The sequence below is a fragment of the Rubritalea sp. genome, from assembly GCF_039830215.1.
Classification (GTDB): Bacteria; Verrucomicrobiota; Verrucomicrobiia; order Verrucomicrobiales; family Akkermansiaceae; genus Rubritalea.
Genome location: NZ_JBDOPO010000008.1, coordinates 1 through 20,740, shown reverse-complemented (window position 1 = coordinate 20,740; position 20,740 = coordinate 1). Strand labels below are relative to the sequence as shown.

Annotated in this window: 19 protein-coding genes; 9 read left to right on the top strand and 10 right to left on the bottom strand. The window is 47.5% G+C overall.

Annotated elements, in window-relative coordinates:
- The 6 genes from ABGY95_RS00245 to ABGY95_RS00220 form a co-directional block, all read right to left on the bottom strand.
- Positions 1 to 171, bottom strand: a 171-nt coding sequence (locus ABGY95_RS00245; protein ID WP_347439672.1) for a HisA/HisF-related TIM barrel protein, incomplete at its 3' end; no start/stop codon positions are given.
- A gap of 45 nt (positions 172 to 216) precedes the next feature.
- Positions 217 to 876 carry a thermonuclease family protein gene (locus ABGY95_RS00240; protein ID WP_347439671.1) on the bottom strand — a complete coding sequence of 220 codons (660 nt, stop codon included), beginning with the start codon at positions 874 to 876 and terminating at the stop codon, positions 217 to 219.
- A gap of 5 nt (positions 877 to 881) precedes the next feature.
- On the bottom strand, positions 882 to 1,523 hold the full coding sequence (locus tag ABGY95_RS00235) for a M23 family metallopeptidase (RefSeq protein ID WP_347439670.1): 642 nt from the start codon (positions 1,521 to 1,523) through the stop codon (positions 882 to 884).
- Between the two features lie 3 nt (positions 1,524 to 1,526).
- On the bottom strand, positions 1,527 to 2,354 hold the full coding sequence (locus ABGY95_RS00230; protein WP_347439669.1) for an undecaprenyl-diphosphate phosphatase: 828 nt from the start codon (positions 2,352 to 2,354) through the stop codon (positions 1,527 to 1,529).
- Between the two features lie 94 nt (positions 2,355 to 2,448).
- Positions 2,449 to 2,883, bottom strand: coding sequence for a MauE/DoxX family redox-associated membrane protein (locus ABGY95_RS00225; RefSeq protein ID WP_347439668.1), 435 nt, complete (start codon positions 2,881 to 2,883; stop codon positions 2,449 to 2,451).
- 2 nt (positions 2,884 to 2,885) lie between these two features.
- On the bottom strand, positions 2,886 to 3,962 hold the full coding sequence (locus tag ABGY95_RS00220; protein ID WP_347439667.1) for a phosphate acyltransferase: 1,077 nt from the start codon (positions 3,960 to 3,962) through the stop codon (positions 2,886 to 2,888).
- 221 nt (positions 3,963 to 4,183) lie between these two features.
- Here ABGY95_RS00220 and ABGY95_RS00215 point away from each other — a divergent pair, with 221 nt between their 5' ends.
- Complete coding sequence (locus ABGY95_RS00215) at positions 4,184 to 5,386, top strand: efflux RND transporter periplasmic adaptor subunit (protein WP_347439666.1); 1,203 nt, start codon at positions 4,184 to 4,186, stop codon at positions 5,384 to 5,386.
- A 22-nt stretch (positions 5,387 to 5,408) separates the two neighbouring features.
- On the opposite strand, the gene ABGY95_RS00210 is transcribed toward ABGY95_RS00215, so the two are convergent.
- Complete coding sequence (locus ABGY95_RS00210) at positions 5,409 to 6,569, bottom strand: XylR family transcriptional regulator (protein WP_347439665.1); 1,161 nt, start codon at positions 6,567 to 6,569, stop codon at positions 5,409 to 5,411.
- A gap of 125 nt (positions 6,570 to 6,694) precedes the next feature.
- Between ABGY95_RS00210 and xylA the strand changes: the two genes are divergently transcribed.
- The 6 genes from xylA to arsJ all read left to right on the top strand — a co-directional run bounded on the left by xylA (position 6,695) and on the right by arsJ (position 14,610).
- Entirely contained in the window at positions 6,695 to 8,008 is a 1,314-nt protein-coding gene (gene xylA / locus ABGY95_RS00205) for a xylose isomerase (RefSeq protein ID WP_347439664.1), read from the top strand.
- A gap of 8 nt (positions 8,009 to 8,016) precedes the next feature.
- Complete coding sequence (locus tag ABGY95_RS00200) at positions 8,017 to 9,573, top strand: FGGY family carbohydrate kinase (protein ID WP_347439663.1); 1,557 nt, start codon at positions 8,017 to 8,019, stop codon at positions 9,571 to 9,573.
- A gap of 23 nt (positions 9,574 to 9,596) precedes the next feature.
- Positions 9,597 to 10,925, top strand: a complete 1,329-nt coding sequence (locus tag ABGY95_RS00195; RefSeq protein WP_347439662.1) for an MATE family efflux transporter — start codon at positions 9,597 to 9,599, stop codon at positions 10,923 to 10,925.
- Between the two features lie 1,065 nt (positions 10,926 to 11,990).
- The gene (locus ABGY95_RS00190; protein WP_347439661.1) at positions 11,991 to 12,311 is read left to right on the top strand and encodes a metalloregulator ArsR/SmtB family transcription factor; all 321 of its coding nucleotides are present in this window, start codon (positions 11,991 to 11,993) and stop codon (positions 12,309 to 12,311) included.
- 21 nt (positions 12,312 to 12,332) lie between these two features.
- A complete protein-coding gene (locus ABGY95_RS00185; protein ID WP_347439660.1) occupies positions 12,333 to 13,334 on the top strand; it encodes an ArsJ-associated glyceraldehyde-3-phosphate dehydrogenase in 1,002 nt (333 codons plus the stop codon).
- 13 nt (positions 13,335 to 13,347) lie between these two features.
- Complete coding sequence (gene arsJ / locus ABGY95_RS00180) at positions 13,348 to 14,610, top strand: organoarsenical effux MFS transporter ArsJ (RefSeq protein ID WP_347439659.1); 1,263 nt, start codon at positions 13,348 to 13,350, stop codon at positions 14,608 to 14,610.
- A gap of 382 nt (positions 14,611 to 14,992) precedes the next feature.
- On the opposite strand, the gene ABGY95_RS00175 is transcribed toward arsJ, so the two are convergent.
- The gene (locus ABGY95_RS00175; protein ID WP_347439658.1) at positions 14,993 to 15,163 is read right to left on the bottom strand and encodes a hypothetical protein; all 171 of its coding nucleotides are present in this window, start codon (positions 15,161 to 15,163) and stop codon (positions 14,993 to 14,995) included.
- A gap of 206 nt (positions 15,164 to 15,369) precedes the next feature.
- On the opposite strand from ABGY95_RS00175, the gene ABGY95_RS00170 reads away from it, so the two are divergent.
- Together ABGY95_RS00170 and ABGY95_RS00165 are read left to right on the top strand one after the other, a co-directional pair.
- Positions 15,370 to 17,880, top strand: a complete 2,511-nt coding sequence (locus tag ABGY95_RS00170; protein WP_347439657.1) for a pitrilysin family protein — start codon at positions 15,370 to 15,372, stop codon at positions 17,878 to 17,880.
- Positions 17,880 to 18,485: a hypothetical protein gene (locus ABGY95_RS00165; protein ID WP_347439656.1), complete on the top strand. Its 606-nt coding sequence runs from the start codon at positions 17,880 to 17,882 to the stop codon at positions 18,483 to 18,485. Before ABGY95_RS00170 ends, ABGY95_RS00165 begins: the two co-directional genes overlap by 1 nt.
- Positions 18,486 to 18,868: 383 nt before the next feature.
- Here ABGY95_RS00165 and ABGY95_RS00160 read toward each other — a convergent pair whose 3' ends face one another.
- Positions 18,869 to 19,396, bottom strand: a complete 528-nt coding sequence (locus ABGY95_RS00160) for an ATP:cob(I)alamin adenosyltransferase (protein WP_347439655.1) — start codon at positions 19,394 to 19,396, stop codon at positions 18,869 to 18,871.
- 94 nt (positions 19,397 to 19,490) lie between these two features.
- Positions 19,491 to 19,790: a Dabb family protein gene (locus ABGY95_RS00155; RefSeq protein WP_347439654.1), complete on the bottom strand. Its 300-nt coding sequence runs from the start codon at positions 19,788 to 19,790 to the stop codon at positions 19,491 to 19,493.
- Positions 19,791 to 20,740: the final 950 nt, after the last annotated feature.

Genomic DNA, 20,740 nt, shown 5'->3' with positions numbered 1-20,740 from the left:
ATCTACGGAGGCTGTGATATCGAGGAATACGAGTTCGTCGGCTTCTTGTTCATTGTATGCTATCGCGCATTCTACTGGATCTCCAGCATCACGAAGGTCAACAAAATTGGTTCCTTTGACCACGCGACCATTGGTCACATCCAAACAAGGTATAATTCGCTTAGCGAGCATGCGGAGAACTAAAGCTGCATTTGCGCCAAGGTCAACCCGATATACTTATTGCCACCCCCCTAGCTTAGCATTTTTTGCCGTTGTCTCCAAAGCTTTGAGTTTTTTAAGTTGCTGCTTAATCCCCCCACCATTGGGCATGGTTGCGGGCTTGGTGTGAATTCGTGCGTATCCTTTTTCGGTCAAAAGCTCGTGCAGAAAGACTTGTTTGCCATCGCTCTCAACTATCACGAATGCATATTTCCTCTCTGGGCTGTAAACATTTTCCCACCTAGTGACCACTTTGAATGGTTTACTGGCTAGCAAGTCGGCCACAAAACGTTTCCCTTTGCTGCCGAGCTCCGTAGTTGCCTCACGGTCAAGCCCACCAAAGTATTTCCCCTGCGCACTGATCCTCTTCCCGTTGGTGTCACCATTAGCGTACTCACGGTATCTGCTTTCAGGAGCATCGACGTAATAGAGGCGGAACTCGGTTTTCCCTTCTGGGTGATTCACAAAAAAACTATCGGCATCGTTGCGCCTATTCTCAGAGAATGTACAACCATCTAGCATTTCGTATGTACCCGTGACTTTAAGCTCAGACACGTCGGTCTTGCCGCCCGCTACTTTCGTGTCATCAGGCCCACTATCATTTAGATAGAGCCACGTAAGAAAAGCGATGAAAACAACAACTGACACCAAGCTCTTAGATTTTGCTTTCTTTGCCATTCTATTTAGAGTCCCTTAAACCCTTTATATTCGGGGTAGGTTTTCGTCGGAACCGATTGCTTTTTAGATTCCGCCTTGAGTTTTCTGTACTTCTTAATAAATGCTGTTGGATCGGCCCAATTAGTTAAATTTCGGTCCACACTATTTCTGTGCATGCCAATCTTAAGGTTATGCCGAATTTCAAAATGCAAGTGAGCCATATACATTCCCCGGTTATTTCCCATAGTGGCAATCTGCTGGCCACGTTTCACTTGATCTCCCACCTTGACGAGCATTTTACGGTTGTGCCCATAGAGTGAATCCACGAACTTAATTTGACTGGATTTCGGATCACGGTATGCGTGGCGGATGATAATCACACGTCCCCACCCTGAACGAATATCGTAGGCAAAGGTCACTACTCCATTACCACAAGCATAAATAGGGTCATGTAGGTCGGAGTCTCCTCCCCCCTTGCCATTCCAGTCTTCACCAAAATGCACTGGGCTACGTAAACGTAATCCCCGCGCCTTGTAATAGCCATCAGCATTGGGTTTACCGACTGGAAAATCAAAGCCGTCAGCAAGTTCCACAGTAACGCCGCCCATCAAGGACGAAATCATGATATACATGACAGAGCAAATAATGACTAAGTAGCGAGTGAGCATAAATTATGTGAGTGAAAAATAGAGCATACCACTAATCCCTGCCGCAAAGCAATAATAGGAAAAGTACTCGAGTTTGCCTTTCTTTACAGCGCCCATTACCAGGTAAATAGCTAATAAGCCAACAACTCCTGCCGCTATAGCTCCAGCAATATACGGAGCGTTAGAGCATGCTTTGAATGCTGAGGAAAGCGAACCGGTCTCTTCCATTTGCTCCTTCATCGTCAGAACGAATCCTCCTGCAATTGCCGGGATCGACATGAGAAAAGAGAACTCTGCGGCTTTTTCCGCTTTCACACCACTCACGAGACCTGCAGCAATGGTGGAACCTGAGCGGGATATTCCAGGTAAAATAGCAAACGCTTGGCCAACTCCCATCGCCAAAGCTCCTTTAAAACCCACCAACCCCTGTCCACCTTTGACGAATCGGGGGACAAATAACACCATGCCAGTGACAATGAGCAAACCTGATACCAATACAGGATTTCCTGGTGCAGCATCAAAAAGGTCTTTGAAGAGAAGTGCTGCTATCACAGCTGGCACTATCGCTAGTCCAAGTAAGAAAGTCTTCATTCTCTCCTCAGCCATATCCTTGGTGTAGAGTGACTGCACCAACTTCCATAAACTCTTTCTAAAAAACAACAAAACGCTGACCAAGGTTCCGAGGTGGAGAATGATTTCAAATGATAGATCCGGTTGATGCAATGCTCCCTCAACCCGAATTCCTAACAAATACTGGGTCAACACAATGTGCCCACTTGATGAGACTGGCAAAAACTCTGCCAGACCTTGTACTATTCCGACAACAATCGCCTTCCAAATCTCAATCTCCATAAATACTTTAGGGGTAGTGGCAGCAGACTAGTTTCTCAACGCCGACGATCAAGAGTATTGCATGGAAAACCAATAATAACCTAACTCCAGCTCCTCAGACTTCATCCTCCGCTGGTTTAGTCGGAAAAAGCACATCGATTGTTAGATAAACTGCAACGCATAACATCACAGAAAGAACTGTCATATGTGTCGAATAACCACCAAGTGACACGCTACCCCCCGTGCAACCGCAGTCGATATTGAGGCCTCTCGACCAGACCGAACAAATTCCAACTAAAAAGGCCAAAATCATACCCAAGCTGAGAACCAAGGCTCCGCGCATCCAAAAGGTGGTGAGTAAGCAGATTCCGACCAACACCTCTAACGGCGGCAGAAAGTATGCCAGCCACATATCATAGGGAGCTGAATCAAAGGGTGAGATTTGGAAGTTTGCAACATTCTCCACGAATGACTGAGCGTCAAACACTTTCATTCCACCTGAAACAAGGAACACCAATGCTAACAGCACTCTTAGAATGCGAATAATCATTACTACGCTAGTTCGCCTTCAGGGTAAATCTCACGGAATTTTATAGCCTCAACACCGACGAGTGCAGCCGTACCAATGAGGCTTTCGACACTCACAGTTTTAGGAACCTGAGCAGCCGGTCTAGTTAGGCCGCAGAGCAAATGACCGTAGACTTGTGCTCCCGCGACGTGTTCTAACAACTTAAAGGAGATGTGAGCTGAGTCTAGATTTGGAAACACCAAAACATCGGCACTTTTCTCTCCGCGTTTGTCTTTCACCTTAACTTCAGCAGCTAAGAGGTCGAGAGCCACATCAGCCTGAATTTCACCATCAATGGTCATATTCAATCTTTGCTTGCTTGCTTTATCGCGCGCTAAAATAGCAGCTGCTGCGACACGTTTTGAAGAATCAGTCGGCATGGAACCATGCGTGGAATGGCTCAACATTGCGACTCGAGGAGTTTGGCCCATAAAGTGTTCGGCCAGCTTGCCGGTCTCAACCGCAAACCCCGCTAAATCCTCGACGGTGGGCACTGGGTTCACACCGCAGTCGGTGAGGAAGAGCATGCCTTCACTTCCGAAGCTCTTGAGATGAGGGGCTACCATTGCCACCACACTAAAAAGCTTTGGAGCATTAGGATCTTTTTTAATAAAATGTATTAGAGAACGGTAAATCGAAGCCGGGTTGGCCTTATTACCCGATACCATCCCATCCGCTTGCCCGTACTGTAGCATCATCGCTGCAAAGTTATGCGGACGTGCCATCATTCCTCGTGCATCGGCTACCACTCTACCACGGTAACGTTCAACTCGCTCTAAGCGCTTACAAAATAAATTGAGATCACTCGCCAGGTTAGGATCCATGACATTGACACTTTTCAACGAGACCCCCAACTGGACAGCCAAAGCACGTATTCTATTCTTATCACCTAACAGGATAGGGACGATGATTTTCATTTTCACTAACTGGGCTGATGCACGGATCACACGTTCATCTTCACCTTCAGTGAAAACGATACGCTTGGGGTGTCTCTTAAGAGCCGAGAACAAGTGCTTTGTCAGCTCATTAGCCTCTGGAAATTGAATATCAGATGTCGTCATATAAATACTAGCGGTCGAGTCGCACACTAAAGAGCTAATCCGAAGTCCAACACCCCCGCAATGCTAAAAGCAGGCAAAAGGAGCAATAAGCTTACATAATTATAGCTTTTGTGGAATAAGTCCCCACGTTCTTCTCTCATCCCCTTGACTAGGCTTGTGAAGATTTTCTGGCATCCTCTGAAATATATGCACTTCCGCTCCCGTTGAATACATCTACAGTAATGACAAAAATGAAGAGCATCAGAATAATTCCAGCAATCCTCATCCTCGCTATTGGCGTGTGGGGCTGGAACTACTTTTCTACGTCAAAGGACGAAAGTGAGGATAAAGCACCAGTGAAGCGAACTAAGGCCGAGCGCAAAGCTAAAGCCCTCGCGAATGCTCAGCAAACTCACGTCATCGAGCTCGCGTCCGAGAATTTCCAGATCGAGCTCACTTCCCACGGGATAGTCAAACCACCCGCCATCACCCCCCTCAACCCACAGGTCAATGGAGTCGTCTCTAAAATTGCTGCCAATTTCGAAAATGGATCTTTTGTAGAAAAAGGTGAAGTGCTTGTTGAGTTAGACCAAAGTGATTTCCAATCGCAGATATCCTCTGCCACCGCAGCCTTAGCCCGTGCTGAGGCGGCGCTAGCCCAGGAAAATGCGCGCGCAGCCCAAGCTCTCAGAAATTGGCGAGATATTGGTTTCGATGAAGAACCCAACGCACTAGTACTCAGAAAACCGCAACTCAAAGAGGCTGAAGCCAACCTTGCAGCCCAACAAGCCGCCTTAGAAAAAGCCCAGAGAAATCTAGCACGCACAAAAATTAGGGCACCCTACGACGGGCGAGTCCGCTCACGCAACATCGGGCTAGGACAATCAGTTGGATCAGGTACTAAGCTAGGAGAACTCTACGCTACATCCTACGCCGAAGTGAGACTTCCACTCTCGACGCGTCAGCTAGGGAAAATTGACATTGATGAAATCGAGTTTGAGCACATTCCTGTGGTACTTGAAGATGCCCTGCATGCTTATGACGACCGCAAATGGCCGGCAAAAATTGTCCGTATCGAAGGTGAGTTAGATCCGAATTCCCGTGAACTCTTCGTCATAGCTCGGGTAGAAGACCCATTTGGGCGTGCGAGTAAATCTGGTGGTCACCCACTGCGGATGAATCAGCCTGTCACCGCGACTATCCAAGCGAACACGCTTAATAATGTCGTCGCCATCCCACGTTCAGCGATCTACGGCAAAGATGAAATCATTCTAATCAAGGACAATGCAATCCACCGCCAAACTATCAATATTGTCTGGTCCACACTCGATAAAGTTTTCACTGACACTGAAGGATTAGATAAAGCTCTACTCTCAACATCTAAGTTGGCCTACGCCCCTCAAGGATCACCAGTCCGCATCATGGAGCAAGTACCCCACACGTAGTTTGGCTTCATTGGGACTCTAGTTAAAGCACTCCTCGCGCGTTATTTTTAAAGTCTCTTGGGCTTACTCCAGTCCATTTCTTAAATGCTTCGGAAAAGCGTCTCACGCTGGCGAATCCACAGCGCTCCGACACTTCTCCCACTGAGGCATCTTTCTCGCCGAGTAATGCTCTAGCTCGGTCAACGCGTTTATAGAGCACCATACTCCACAAACTCATTCCAATGCTCGATTGGACCCGCAGTTCCAGATTACGCCTACTTAGTGGGACTTGACCCACCAGTTCAGCCACGTCGCTCACAGTCGTTAAGTGCGCATCTACATATTCTAACACCACTCGAACATGTGGATCTATCACAGCATTCATAGAGGTCGAACCACGCTCGACAACACGGATTGGATCTGGCGAGAAATGGCCTTCATGTCTGAGTTTACGTTCCCCCAACATGTCTGCCAACATCTCAGCAGCCGCATAACCTACTTTCGCTGCAGGAATTTCAATACTTGAGAGCGGGGGTCTCGAGAGTCGACATTCCACGAAGTCATTATCAACTCCAAGAATAGCGACTTCATTAGGAACACTCACATCTAACTCAAGGCAAACATCAGCCAAATCTCTAGCAGGAATATCATTAGAACAAAAAACTGCAGCAGGCTTTTTTATCTGTCTCACCCACTGCTTCATCGTCTCACGTACCTGATGCGAATCAGCCGCGCTGGCAATCTGAGGAAGATAAGCGACTAAGCAACAATCCACCACATTCTCAGAACCTAAAGCTTCCTTATATCCACTCAACCGTTGCTTCGAATACTGCAGCACTCCATTTCCTACATAGCCAAAATTCTTGAAACCCAAGCCAAGAAAATACTCTCCAGCCATGCGGCCCACTGCTTGGTGATTCACATCCGAAAGCGCTCCAGTCAAACCTAACAAGGAATCAGTAGTGTTCACCTGAGGAATATCTAGCTCGAGAACTCTGCCCAGTAATTCTTCATCAAAAAAGTGCCCAATCACTCCGTCTACCTGCCATTGGGCAAGAGCTTCGATCCCTTCCAAGGTTGGTGCTGCATCGTAGAAAATCCAATTTTTTCGACGCTGGCTGTGCGCATAAATGCCTTCAATCACATTGCGATTGAAACCAATGCTTTTTTCCATCAGTAGGCCGATACGGTAGAGGTCTTTCACATCTGAGATTTATGCTATGTACACACTCGATAAAAGAAAATTACGCAAATCATCCGAAAGACTACGCAAACAACGGAGACAAATGGGCACATCTCCCCTATAAGGGAATCAACCAAATACGAATCATGTCAGATTATTTCAGCCACATACCAAAAATCCAATTCGAAGGCAAAGGCACCACCAACCCCTTCGCATTCCGCCATTACAATCCAGAAGAAATCATCATGGGTAAAACCATGCGTGAGCACCTGCGCTTTGCCGCCCCATACTGGCATGTGATGCGCAACGACCTATCCGACCCTTTCGGAGCTGGAACTGCGCTCATGCCTTGGGATGATGGATCAGAAAGTTTGGACAACGCTCTGAAGCGCGTCCCAGTCTTCTTTGAATTTCTCGATAAAATTGGTATTGATTACTATTGCTGGCACGACCGCGACATCGCACCAGAAGGCAAAACCTTGGCTGAAACACACGCCAACCTTGCAGCAGTGTGCGACGCCCTCGAGGTTCAGCAAAAAGCCACTGGTAAGAAGCTACTATGGGGAACATCCTGTCTATTCAGCCACCCACGTTACTCACAAGGGGCAGCCACTAGCCCAGACGCAAATGTCTATGCCTATGCAGCCTCCAACGTGAAACACGCACTTGAACAAACTCACAGATTAGGCGGCGAAGGCTACACATTCTGGGGAGGCCGTGAAGGGTACGCCACCCTTCTCAACACAGACATGAAGCGCGAACTTGACCACCTAGCAGCCTTCTTCCACATGGCTGTCGATCATGCTAAGAAAATTGGATTCAAAGGCCAGTTCTACATCGAGCCAAAGCCGATGGAACCATCGACGCACCAATACGATTCCGACTCAGCAGCCTGTCTCAACTTCCTCCGCGAGTACAATCTGCTCGATCACTTTAAACTTAATCTGGAGACTAACCACGCCACTCTAGCAGGTCATAGCATGCAGCACGAAATGGATGTGGCTCTCGGTGCTAACGCCCTAGGATCAATCGATGCAAACCAAGGAGACGAACTCATAGGCTGGGACACTGACCAATTTCCAACAGATATCTACATGGCCACTCACGTGATGGTTCGCATCTTAAAAATGGGAGGTTTCACCACCGGTGGACTCAACTTTGACGCGAAACGTCGCCGCGAGTCCCACGAACTAGAAGACCTCTTCCACGCCCACGTTGGCGGAATGGACACCTTTGCTCGAGGCCTTAAGATTGCTTCTAAAATCGTGGCCGATGGCCGCTTTGACGAACTCATTTCTCAGCGCTACGCGTCATTCGACAGCGGAATTGGAGCAGATATCGAGGCAGGTAAAACAAGCCTCGATAGCCTCGATGCCTTCGCCCATAGCATTTCTGCACCAGTGGTCGCCAGTGGCCGACAGGAGATGCTTGAGAACCTTCTTAACGACTACATCGTTTAAACAACATAATGTACCTAGGTCTAGATGCATCAACTCAGAGTCTGTCAGCCATACTGATAGATACAGCTCAAGGTGAAATCATAGCGGAGGAGAGCGTCAACTTTGGCGCTGAATTTCCAGAATATGGATCAGCCAATGGCTTCATTAGCCCAGGAAAGGGAGTTGTCACAGCTTCCCCCTTGATGTGGTTAGATGCGCTAGACCTAGTTTTACAACGACTTTGTGACAAAGGTCTAGACCTCGCTAAAGTTCGGGCTATTTGTGGAGCTGGCCAGCAACATGCCAGTGTCTACTTAAACTCCCGGTTTGAAAGTGTGCTTAGGAAACTCGACGCCACACGTTCGTTGAGCGAACAATTTGCCTCCACGCTCTCACGCGCACAGTCGCCGATTTGGATGGACAACTCGACCGCTGAAGAATGTGTCGAAATATCTAACTCTGTTTACCCTAACAAAAAAGTGAGTGAACTCACGGGTTCAGTGGCGACTCAACGCTTCACTGGACCACAGATACGCAAATTCTACAAACAATCACCCGAAGCTTATTCGCAAACAACCACGATCCATCTCAATAGTTCGTTTCTCGCTTCAATCATTGCTGGATCTAGCGCCCCAATCGATTTTGGTGATGGAGCAGGTATGAACTTGATGGACATTCGGACCAATGAGTGGAACAGCGAAATGCTGGAAGCCACCGCACCGGAACTATCTAACAAGCTCCCTGAGCTCAAGAACTCCGGCAGCTACATTTCAAAAATTTCTGGTTACTTCGTCAATAAGTATGGTTTTTGCCCAAACTGTGATGCCCTAAGCTGGACTGGTGACAATCCTGCTAGCTTAGTAGGTATGGGTGCTGCTACAGCTGGGAAAGTAGTCATTAGTTTAGGTACTAGTGATACTCTCTTCGCAGCAATGCCAGAATCAAAAACCGACCCCAATGGATTCGGCCACGTCTTTGGCAATCCTATAAAGGGCTACATGAGCTTGATTTGTTTTGCTAACGGATCACTTGCGAGAGAATCGCTCAAACAACAATTTAATCTAAGTTGGGAGCAATTTGAAGAGCTAGCTCTGACTAGTAAGCCACTGGGAAACCAAGGAAAACTCGCGGTCCCACTCTTCACTTCTGAGATCACACCACGCCTGCAGCAAGCTGGGTTCAAGACAAACGAATGGGATCCACAGGATGAACCAGTAGCTACAACTCTTAGAGCTCTACTCGAAGGCCAGTTCAGCAATATGAAGCTACAATCAGAATGGATGCAGCTCGAAATCAACGAGATCTTACTCACTGGTGGAGCCTCAAAAAACCAAGCTATTGCCCAAACTGTAGCAGACATTTTCCAAGCTCCTGTAAAGCGTCTTGAGGTCTCAAGCTCCGTCGGACTTGGGGCAGCAATTCTAGCGGCACGTTCTGAAGGGGCTAGCTATAACACCCTCGTCGATACCTTTTGTGCTCCTTCAGCTGGGACTACTCTCCCTCAAGATGGTAGCGCAATCTACTCCTCTCACCTCCGTGATCACTCTCATTTTCTTGAGTCGTTAGAAAATTCTCTTGGCTATTAGTTTGCTATCTGGAGATAGGTGCTATGCTGCGTCTATCTTCTATGACGGTCCGTGAAATAAAAAGCATCATAGCCTTAGCTATTCCCCTAGTCATCGGCCAGCTAGGTCAGATGTTATTGGGGGTTTTTGATACCATCATGGTGGGTAAAGTGGGGGTTCTCGATCTCGCTGCTCTGTCCTTCGCTAACAGCCTGTTTATTATCCCTTTCGTCTTTGCCATTGGGATTCTGACCTGCATTTCTATCCGCACATCCACGGCTCGTGGCCAGAAGAACCAAAGTGAAGCTCGGAGTGTTTGTCGCAATGGATTTTACCTAGCGGCGATCATAGGCACAGCCTTCTTCCTACTAGCCCTCGCAGCGTTCCCATTTCTTCATTCGATGGGCCAGCCAGACGATGTGGCAACTCGATCTGAAGGGTATTATCTCATCGTTATGGCCTCTCTCATTCCCTGTGCCATGTCACTGCTTTTAAAGAACCATGCGGATGCGCTTGACCGTCCATGGCCAGCCTTTTGGATCTTTATGGGAGGAGTGGCTCTCAATATACTTCTCAATGCCGCACTCATTTTTGGACAATGGGGATTCCCAGAAATGGGACTGGAAGGAGCAGCAGTCGCCACACTTGTAGCGAGATGGGTCATCGTCATTGCCATGATTCTCTGGTTTCGTTTCGACAAGTCCCTCCACCCGTGGACGCCCACGCATTGGTTCAAAAAACCGGACTGGAGTGAAATTCGTTTACTCAACAAACTCGGCTTACCAGCCGGGCTACAAACCCTCGCTGAGGTCAGTACATTTGCTGCTGCAGGTTTGATCATTGGGGCATTCGGAGCCGAAGCTATCGCATCACACCAAATAGCACTACAGTCTTCAGGCATGGCATTTATGATTCCCTTGGGCCTCTCCATGGCCCTCACTGTAAGGATTGGCGAGGTTCACGGTGACCACAAACGCCAGAGAGACATCGTGAAAACAGGTTGGTTTCTCACCCTATTGAGCTCTTGCACAACTGCCGCAATTTTCATTTTCGCAGGCAAGCTAGTGGCCTCACTTTTCATCGAGATCCCTGAGATCATAGCACTTACTGCCTCCTTGCTCATTGTCTCAGGAGTGTTTCAAATTGTGGATGGACTACAAGTGGCGTCTACTGGCCTGCTACGCGGCTTACACGATACTCAGATACCTGCTAAAATGGCAATTATCTCTTATTGGGCAATTGGCATACCATCCGGCTATTACTTAGCCCACACTGCTGGTTTAGAAGCAAAAGGAATGTGGTGGGGGCTCGCACTTGGGCTAGGAGTCGCATCCGTATTACTCTCTACTCGGCTGTGGCGCAAGATCAGCTGAGTCTATTCCTAATAATGTAAGACAATAAAATACCCGAACAGCACTGAAGCCATTCGGGTATTTTTATTTAAATTATTTTGTATGAGATTGGATATCTTTATCGAGATCTCTACGGCTGTACTTTTAGAGTAGAAGCGCCCCTTTCATATAAACCTTAACAACAAGACCAACCACGCTATCAACCGCACCGCTCAGCTTTAGCCTTCTTTTCTTTAATCGCAAGACCCAAGCTCTTTCAGAAATCACTAGATCTTTGATTTCTTTCTATACTAAGTCACGCTCGCTGAGCTTATCTAAAGGCACAGTGAGTGTGGGTTTCTTAGTTTGTGCTGAAATTGTCTCTTTTCCTTGGTCAAAGCCAACGATGCGACCTTTGCATGATTTTCCTAGTCTTGCGTATGGACATCGCGTTCGTAAATACCGTCATAACGGTCTTTCACAGCAGCTATGTGCGACGGTGTTTCTACGACCACTTTAGCTTTGTACTCAACAGAAATATTGTAGTTATGGCCTTAGCTGAACCTGTAAGATAGACGTAATAGGTTTCTTGTTCCCAACGATAGGTCATTGAATTTACGACGTCTTTTGCTTTAAAAGCATCTTCCGAGTGTTCGACCTTCAGATGCGCATAAAAAACTGCGACCCACTCTTCGAGGGTGTCGGTAAATTCTGATTTAGATTTGGAGTTATCGACTAAGACATTCAAAAAACGCAAAAATCCAACTCTAGAAACCAGGTCAAATCCATCAACATTTCGGCTCCAGAAGCGGATATCAGCATTCTTGAAAACAGCTTTGTCTGCTGAAGCGTCGCACCCAAAAGAGGAGAATTATTCAGCAGCAACTTTCGCAGACTTACCCCAATAGACTTCATCTGTAAATAACCTATGGATGTTCGCCTGAACCAGCATAGATTTATAGAGTGCTTTCGTATTTGATATGGTATGAAGTCCCAGAACTAGAGTTTAATAGGAAAGAACTGGCACCACCGTTACGGCTCAAGGTGTCAACTTTGTCACCCACATCCTACTTGACCAAGCCACAACACTTCGATACCCATCGAAATGTGAACATCAAAAACGCTGTGATCCGTTTGAGCGCACTCTCACAAGAGTCGCGGCTCAGCATTTTTCGTCTATTGGTCCGCTGTGGTGATCAAGGATTGAGTGCGGGTGAGATTGCTGAGCACACGGGTATTCAAGCCAACACGCTCTCATTCCACCTTAGAGAGCTAGCCTCTGCGGAACTGATACAATCCGAACGCAAGGGCAGAAGTATAATCTACAGCCTAGCAATCGATGGCATGCGAGATTTGATCCACTTTCTCACGGAGGATTGCTGCCAAGGGCGACCAGAACTGTGCAAGACCTCGAGTGATTATTGCTAAACATATAAAAATAAACTATCTATGAAAATTGGAATCAACGGCTTCGGCCGCATGGGGAGACTCGGCTTTCGGGCAGGCTTCGACCACAAAGAACTCACTATTGTACAGATCAACGAACTCGGCGGGACTGCTGAAACTTCCGCGCATTTACTCGAGTTCGACACCGTTCATGGACGCTGGGATCGAAACATCAGCCATGACGCCGATTCGATCTCAGTAGAAGGACAAAAAATTGCAGTCACGCACAATAAAAGCATTGAAGAGACTGATTGGTCGGACTGCGATATCGTGATCGAAGCTACTGGAGTATTCAAAACTGTTGCTCAGCTAGAAGCCTACTTTACACAAGGAGTCAAAAAAGTTGTGGTCGCCGCTCCAGTAAAAGACGATGAGGCACTCAACATTGTGATGGGGTGCAATGATGATCTCTACGACCCGCAGGTTCATCGCATTGTCACTGCTGCCTCCTGCACCACTAACTGCATCGCACCAGCCATCAAGGTTGTGCATGAAAAAATTGGAATCGAGCGGGGCACTATCACCACTCTGCACAACCTCACCAATACTCAGGTCATTGTCGATGCTCCGCACAGTGATCTCCGCCGTGCTAGATCTTCGGTGAATTCGCTTATCCCAACCACCACTGGCTCTGCAACTGCCATCACCATGATTTACCCTGAACTCAAAGGTAAACTCAACGGTCATGCTGTACGTGTTCCCCTGCTCAATGCCTCACTCACCGATTGCGTGTTTGAGCTAAAGCGTGAGGTAACGACTGAAGAAGTGAACAACCTCCTCAAAGAAGCTGCTGAAGGCGAACTTAAGGGAATTCTAGGTTACGAAGACAAGCCATTGGTCTCCGCCGACTACACTAACGACTCTCGCTCAGGAATTATCGATGCTCCATCCACCATGGTGATCGACGGCTCCATGCTCAAGCTCTTCGTTTGGTATGACAACGAAGTTGGCTACGCAAACCGCTTGATGGATCTCGTGCTGAAGGTGGCCCAATCTATTTCCTAAGACCACTCTCATCATGTCGCCAAGTAACTCTATCAGTAAATCTACCTATGCCGTAGTCACTCTGGCATACTGGGCATTTATGCTTACTGATGGAGCTTTGCGCATGATCGTGTTGTTACACTTTCATGAATTGGGCTACTCACCAGTCCAGCTCGCCTTTCTCTTCCTGCTTTACGAATGCGCAGGAATTGCGACAAACTTGGTTGGTGGCTGGGTTGGGTCTCGTTTTGGACTCAGACCCACACTCTTCATTGGGCTTACTCTACAGATTGTGGCGCTAAGCGCTTTGACATTGGTCAGTGACTCTTGGGCTATCGGCCTAACTGTGGCCTTTGTTATGACAGTCCAAGCACTAGCTGGAGTGGCTAAGGATCTCACCAAAATGAGCTCGAAAAGTGCCGTCAAACTGGTGGTCTCAGAAGATGCTGAAAGCACACTATTTAAATGGGTGGCAGCACTAACCGGCTCGAAAAATGCCCTCAAAGGCGTGGGTTTCTTTTTAGGCACTCTACTATTAGATTGCAGTGGGTTCAATGGAGCGCTCTTTTCTCTAGCTGGAATGCTCGTGTTAGTTTTTGCCACCAGCTTATTGTGCGTGACTGGAAGTTTTGGTAAATCCAAGACAAAGACAAAATTTAGCCAACTCTTCTCAAAAAGTGCCGCGATCAACCGCCTGTCCTTCGCCCGCGCTTTCTTATTCGCGTCCAGAGATGTCTGGTTTGTTGTTGGACTCCCTATCTTCCTTCACGATGTTCTAGGTTGGAGTTTTTGGAGAGTTGGCGGATTTATGGCCTTCTGGGTAATTGGCTATGGCTTCGTTCAAGCCTTCGCTCCCAAGCTTCTAGGCTCCAGAAAAACAAAGCGCCAAAGCGCGACCATAGAGCTCGCTGTAAAGTCGGCTAAGTTATGGATTTTTGTACTGAGTGTCCTTTGCATTCTCATCGCCCTATCCGTCAGTTGTGACTTTTATCTGAGTGTCACATTACTTGGTGGGCTGTGTGTCTTCGGCTTTGTTTTTGCGATCAATTCCTCACTGCACTCATACCTCATCCTAGCATACACTGACACTGATGATGTTTCCCTCAATGTCGGCTTTTACTATATGGCCAATGCCTGTGGTCGCCTGCTAGGCACATTACTTTCTGGCTCAGTTTACCTATTAGCTGGTCTTCCGGCCTGTCTATGGGCTGCTGCAGCTCTCAGTTTAGTTGCAGCCATCAGCTCACTCGGCCTCCCTAACTACACAAAAAATAAACCTCGCAAGGATTCAGCCTAACGAACTTACATAATATCCAGCAACAAGCTCACTACGTCCTGCGCTTCACCAAGTAGCGGTCTACCACTGTACCATTCAGCAGAATGGTCTAAATTTTGTGCCATGCGGACGTGAAATCGAGTTGCATCACATGGTGGCCACTGCTCACATGACCTCCATTTTATAGGTTTCTCCCACCATTACTCTTGTGACATTTTCACTCTATAATTCATATCTAAAGTAACTAAGTTCACACCACTTAACAGCTTAGTTATAGCCCAATAAGATGTTTTTTTCAGTCATTTTCTCTAAATTAAACACCTCGAAAAACAGCGCCCCACCAGCGAGGTTTCCGCGTGTTGGCATGAATGAAAACACACGCCCGTCATCTAGAGTCGTGAGTTTATGAGAGCTCAACCAAAGCCACCTTCTCTCCCTCCAACTGAGACTTGTTGCTTACGTACTTACTGATCGATGTTCCTTCATGGAAAAAGTTCGATTGTGAAAATCGCTGTGAAGACAAGCGCAGCCCCACGACAGAAGAAAGTCCGTATCTCAGTGTATCAATTTTCATAGTAAGTCAGCATCATCCACGAGCAGAGTTCATGAGCTCTCTCAGAAAATCTCTACAATTTGGTGAAAATTGCCACAGCTCACTGCACCACAAAAAATGCGTGAAGCCCATTGTGAGTGAATAATCATCCAGAAGCTCTTTTTTAAAGTCGTCATCTCGCTCTACATCATTGTATATGGGCTCAGGATAATTTCACCCGCTCATTTATGTTTCCAGATACCACTGCCTCAATTCACACGCTCGATAATGGCCTCAAAATCATACTCGATTCAGATTCCTCCGCACCAGTCATTTCTACCCAGGTTTGGGTGCAAACTGGCAGTATACATGAAGGAAAATGGATGGGAGCCGGCATCTCTCACTTGCTCGAACACATGGTTTTTAAAGGCACAGAATCCTACACTGGCGAAGAACTCTCACAAACGGTACAATCCGCCGGTGGTCAGTGGAATGCCTACACTAGCTTTGACCGCACTGTGTATTACATTGATGGACCAGCGGATTCAGCTGAGACCTTTCTCAAGGCGGTGACTGAAATGGTGTTCAAGCCGCTCCTCCCTGAAGATGAATTTGAAAAGGAAAAGGATGTGATCCGACGCGAAATCGATATGGGACTCGATGACCCAGATGGCCGAGCGTCCCGCCAACTCTTCTCCACTGCCCTCGCTAACGATGGTCGCAGCCAGCCCGTGATCGGCCACCTCGAACTCTTCAACAAAATCAGCCACTCCGACATGGTGGATTACCACAAGGCGCGTTACACCACCGAGAACTGTTTCATTTCTATCTCTGGCGACTTTGACCAAGATGAAATCCTTACTACACTCAGTTCTCTGGTTGGAGGCATCCCCCGCAGTTTCACCCAGCAAGCAACACCTGACGTAGAGCCACCGCAGTTAGGCAAACGGGTCGAACGTAAGAACTTCACAGTAGCAGCCAGCAAACTCACTTTGGCTTGGCAAGTACCGGGACTCACGCACCCAGACGCAGCAGCTCTCGAACTTCTTTCCACCATCCTTGGAGGTGGCCGTTCATCCCGACTCTACCAGAGCATCCGCGAGCAGCAAGGACTCTGCCTACACATCGCGTCATGGGCGTGGATCACCCAGCAACCAGTCGGCCTATTCAGCGTCAGTGCTGAAGTCCAGACCGAGCAAAGAGATGAGCTGGAAGCCGCTATCATCAAGGAAATTGAACTTCTCTGTGCATCTCAGTTAGACGAAGAACTAGAGAAGGCAAAACGGGTGTGTCTGGTTTCCCAGTTCAAGACACTCACCACAGCCTCTGGCAGAGCTTCCGATCTTGCGAGCAATTGGCACGAAGCAAACAACCTTAACTTCACCAAGGATTTCATCAAATCAGTTGATGCTGTAACCGTGGCCGATGTCCGTCGCGTGTGTGAGCACTACTTGCTCGACCATTCAAAACTCACCGTCACTTCACTCGATCCAGAGGAGACGAAGGCAAAAGAAGCGGCAACGAAAAAACAGAAGAGCCAAAACGAGATTATCAGCCACACTCTAAGCAATGGCTTAGAGCTTCAGCTCAGCGCCAATCCTCGTCTCCCAATGGTTTCAATCCAAGGAGCATGCATAGCAGGACTCACAAGTGAGACTCCAACCACAGCAGGCATATCCACCTTACTCTGCGCACTCCTCACCAAAGGAACGACCTCACGTACTGGTGCTGAGATTGCCAATCAGCTAGAGGGCTTAGGTGCTGGATTAGCTGCCAGTGCAGGCAACAACACTTCAGCAATTTCAGCTAGTTGCCTCAGCCAAGACCTCGGCACAGTTCTGGAACTTCTTGGTGATTGCTATGCGAACCCATCCTTCAATAGCGACATTATAGAGTTCGAGAAAAAGACTCAACTCAACGCGCTGTTAGAACAAAACGAGGACCCTGTATCTCTGGCATTCCGCACCATGCGCTCCACTTTGTTTGCGGGTGAAGGCTACGGTGTCAACTCACTGGGATCAGCAGAATCCATTGGCAATCTGGATCGACTTAGTCTCAGTTCTCATCATTCACGTTACTACACAGCTCTGAATACAAAGCTCTCGATCTTCGGCGACATCGACATAGAGCATACCATCGAGTTGGCTGAGAAGCACCTCTCACAGATTCGTCGCGGTGAACCTATCGCGCCCCCCGCTCAAACACTTGGCGATCCAGAGGAAATCAACCTCAACCTCGATAAGCAACAAGCCATTCTCACTCTTGGCTTTGCCGGAGCCTCTATCCACTCAGAAGACCTCCAAGCCCTCGACCTACTCCACGCATGGTGCTCCGATATGGCTGGCCCCCTTTTCACTCGCATCCGCGAAGAATTGGGACTCGCTTATTACTGTAGCGCCACTCAGTTCCACGGTCACGACACTGGCCTGTTTGGTTTCTACCTCGGCACATCGCCAGAACAGTTAGAGCTAGCACGCACCGAACTGCTCAAAACCATCGATGACATTTCTAACAATGGAATTGATGCCAAAACTTTGGACTCAGTGAAGAATTCCTGGCTCTCCAGTCAGGCGCTCGCCAATCAGTCGAACAGCAGCATGGCACGCCTCTGCGCAATAGACACAGCGCTCGGTTTCGGTCCAGCACACCACCATACCATCGCGGCAAAAATCAAAGCAGTCACCACTGATGATATTCTCGCAGCTGCTAAGAAATATTTCGGCCAGCAGACTCCAACGATGGTCACCGTCACACCCTAATGAAAACTCTAGTTTTTCTTATACTTAGTTTAACCTCTCAGCTCACGCTGGCTGGAGGTGCACTCAAAAATTCTGCGCTCATTCAAACAGCCATAGATGAAAGTAGTCTCATAGTCACAGGGAAGATAACAAATATTCAGCAACGTGCATTTTTCGATAACGACGGGAAATTTGTCGCCACATCTTTAGCTAAAGCAAAAAAGGCATTACCAAACGCTTCCTTTTCTATAGCACTTTACACGGCAACAATAAATACTGAGGAAGTTCTCAAGCCCACGGAAAAAACGAAGATTGGAGAACAAATACACATCACTTGGTTGATGGCTGCCAATCTCAAAGGGGAAGACGTAGATCTGATGTCCAGAGATTTCTGCCCTTCCATCTCAGTTGATGCCTATCGAGGGAATTCACGTATTTGGTGCCTAAAATATGACCACCGGACTTGGCGTGTACTCCATGATCAGCACCCTTGGATATTCTTTCCTCAGGGAAATATCCCACTAGCGGATTCAATTCAGCAAGTAATAAAAACGGGTAAAGCGCCAGGTCTCGATACTGCTTACCAAAATCAAATTATCGAAGACGACCCTTTCGTTGAGGAATAAAAAAAGAGGCCGTTCGGCTGAATCAATCGCCGGACATCCTCTTTAGGTCGTTTAGTTCAACTCAGAGCTTCAGCGAGAAGCTTTCTGAGTCGATGTTGTGGAGTGCTGTGCGTACTCCTCTTGCATTTTATGTGACGCCACTAAGCAGCCAATTCCAAGAATCGCTACAAGGCTAACAATAATCCAATCTTTTGGTAATTTAATCACAAGTTAGATACTTCAAATTTCTCGCGATCTTTCAATAATTTTTCGCCTACCACTGGTGCCAATTTTATCACAACTGTACATTTAAGATTTTTGATTGCCGACACGATACAATTTACCCCGCACATTCCTAATTCCTAATTCCTAATTCCTAATTCCTAATTCCTAATTCCTAATTCCTACTCAGACTCGCGAGCTCGGGCAAGTAACCAGAGCACGTCGGATAGACGATTAAGAAACTGTCGCGCTATAGCTAGCCCCTCGTCTTCGATATCCCAGCTGGTGAGCTCTGAGCGTCGGCTGGTGGTGCGAGCCACATCAAGATAAGCGCCTGAGAGTGCACCAGCCTTGCCCGGCCGTGACCACCCACGGAAACGATGCCCTTTCTCGGATTCTAACTCATCGACGATTCCATCTAACCATTGAACATCATCCAGCTCGATTCCTTGATAACCCTTTTCGACATATTGCTGGTGATCATCTTCGCGCGTGGCTACGACCCCCATCAAACCGACAAGCCGCTTTTGGATGCCATCAATACAATCCGACATCTCACCGGAAATTTCAGAGGCACGTACAACGCCCAGCTGGGCATTGAGTTCATCAACAGCTCCACAGCAACGGACACGAGGATGTGTCTTCGGCACTCGTTTACTAAATAATAAGTCGGTTGTCCCTTCGTCGCCACGTCTAGTACTAATGCTCATACCTACACGCTAACAAGCATTACTAAGAATGCAAAAAAATTGGCTCAGTTGAAGTATCAACTGAGCCAATAGGTAAAATCAACAACTCTCGATCCTACTCTACATCCATGATACGAACACTTTCCCAGAGGTGTTTGTAACCATCAACAAAGACGTCATGTTCTGGGTGCACCTGATAAGCATCGTGCTTGGCAATGGAATCAAATGTTAGGTAAATAGCGTAGTCGAAGCTTTTGTCAGTAACTGGGCGCTCTGGAGTTGCCGCGGACTTTCCCCACCCGCCAGAGGCGATGTTAGGTACTACACAAACGGCATCGAGCGCCTTCTCAAACGAAGCTAGTGTTTCAGTATTCTTATGTTCATCTTTAATCCAAAAATATACGTGGTGTTGCATGGGGCATTTTTCGGATGAATCTAGACTTATGCCAAGAATAAAATTAGACGTCTGCACGGAGCGTGTAGCCTGATTGAAGTAGACTGATTTTCCCCACGAATTTCGAACTGGAAGTGTCTTGATTATTAGTTATCTGCAAGGTTGGAGTGAGCTCTAGGAACCACACCGGCGATAAAGCTAAGCTTACGCCGAGTATTGTAGGAATCTTCGGTGTGCCAAAGCAATGCAAGACAAGCGTCCCTACGGCTTTCAAAAGAGCTGCCATCAGGCATGAGCTCGCGCTTGAGCGAGCTAAAGAAGCTTTCACAGCTGGCATTATAGTAGCATTTGCCTTGTGCCAACATCGATTACTCCATCCCGAGTACGGCCAGCTGATCCTTGAGCGCTTGTCTGTTGTAATGGCCGCCCCGATCCGAGAGAACAATTGTCTAGGTGGACTCTAGCACCCCATCTGAGACTCCTTGCTCTAAGCTCCTAGTCACGATTTCTGCAGGCATTACTGAGCTGTTCTGACGGCCGATAGTCGTGCGTGAGAAAAGATCCATAACAGCTGCTACATTAAGTCAGCCTTACATGAGTCTGATGTAGTTGATATAAGAGGCCTAAGTCTCACCAAAGGTTATGCTTACTGCCCCTCAAGCTTGTTAGGACAGTATTACGTAACTTTATCAACCTTAGAAGTTTTACGCTTGAGTGGATTTGCTCTTCAAGCCTGGATCCCAAGCTCACGCATCCGACTTGGCAGCGGTGTTTTCACAGCACTGAATTCCTCTGTCATTGAGTTTGGCTGTCATTATGGGGAGCCTTAGTCGCGTAATTTTTAGTCCATTTCTGGAAGCCAGATAGATGCTCTTACAACTCCCGTAATGAAAAAATGGGTTCTTCAGTGCTGAATTCGGAAATATCTAGTCAGAGACTAGCAAAATACCTTTAAAGAACTGGTCACCCTA